General features: G+C 70.4%; 1 protein-coding gene. It reads left to right on the forward strand.

The window, feature by feature from the left end:
• A partial coding sequence (locus ACMGEZ_RS29640; protein ID WP_436825853.1) for a non-ribosomal peptide synthetase occupies positions 1-1,467 on the forward strand: 1,467 nt, incomplete at both ends.

The following is a 1,467-nucleotide window of genomic DNA, read 5'->3' on the forward strand; positions in this document are numbered from 1 at the left end:
CAGCGCGCTGGCGGCGGGCACGCCGCTGTTCTCGGCGCTGCTGAACTACCGCTACGGCGCGCAGGCTGAGCACGAGGCGCCGGCGTGGGAAGGCGTGGAGGTGCTCCAGGGTGCGGAACGCACGAACTATCCCTTTGGCCTCTCGGTCGATGACCTCGGTCAGGGCTTCGAACTGGTGGCGCACATCCATGCGTCGGTGGAGGCGCGGCGCGTGTGCGCGCTCGTGCACGAAGCGGTCCGGCAGATCGCGAGCGCATTGGCCTCGGATCCGCTTCGGCGCATGGGCGAGCTCGATCCGCTGCCCGAGCCGGAGCGGCGCCTGCTGCAGGAATGGGGCGTGGACACACGATGCCATGCCGATGCCGAGCCGGTGCATCGATCGATCGCGCGGCAGGCGCGCATGCGCCCGGATGCGACGGCGCTGGTCTTCGGCGAAGCGTCGCTGAGCTATGCCGAGCTCGACCTGCGCGCCAATCGGCTGGCGCACCGTCTCATCGGCCTCGGAGTGAAGCCCGAGACCCTGGTAGGCGTCGCGATGGAGCGCTCGCTGGAGATGATCGTGGGCCTGCTCGCCGTCCTCAAGGCCGGCGGCGCCTATGTGCCGCTGGACCCGGATTACCCGGCCGAACGGCTGGCCTACATGGCGGCCGACAGCGGCGTGTCGCTGGTGCTCACGCAAAGCCATCTGCGCGGCGGCCTTCAGGACTTCGACGGCATGCAGATGCTGGCGCTCGACGCGCTGCTGCCGGACCTCGAAGACGAGCCCGCGCACGACCCGCAGGTGGCATGGCACAGCGAGCAGCTGGCCTACGTGATCTACACCTCCGGATCGACCGGCCGGCCCAAGGGCGCGTCGATCCGGCACCGGGCCCTGTCCAGCTGCATGGCCTGGATGCAGGCGCGGTACGCGCTGAGCGCAGAGGATGACGCGGTGCTGCACAAGGCGCCATTCGGCTTCGACGTCTCGGTGTGGGAGATCTTCTGGCCGCTCACGACCGGCGTGCGGCTGGTGCTGGCCCGTCCCGGTGACCAGCGCGACCCCGCGCGGGTGGCGGCGCTGATCCGCGAGCACCGGATCACCACGCTCAATTTCGTGCCCGCGATGCTGCAGGCCTTCCTGGCGCACGAGGGGATCGAACACGACACGCGCCTGCGGCACATCGTCTGCGGCGGCGAAGCCATGCCCGTGGCAACGCAGAAGGCGGTATTCGAGCGCCTGCACGGGGCTGCGCTTCAGAACCTCTACGGCCCGACCGAGACCACCATCCACGTGACGCACTGGACCTGCCGCGACGATGGACGCAGCCAGGTGCCGATCGGACAGCCGATCGCCGATTGCACGGCGCGCGTGCTGGATGCGGGGTTGAAGCTGGTGCCGCAGGGCGTGCCCGGCGAGCTGTACCTGGGCGGCGTGGGCCTGGCGCGCGGCTACCTGGGGCGCTCGGGGCTGACGGCCGAGCGCTTCGT

Source organism: Variovorax stachyos (assembly GCF_051400855.1).
Taxonomy (GTDB): domain Bacteria; phylum Pseudomonadota; class Gammaproteobacteria; order Burkholderiales; family Burkholderiaceae_C; genus Variovorax.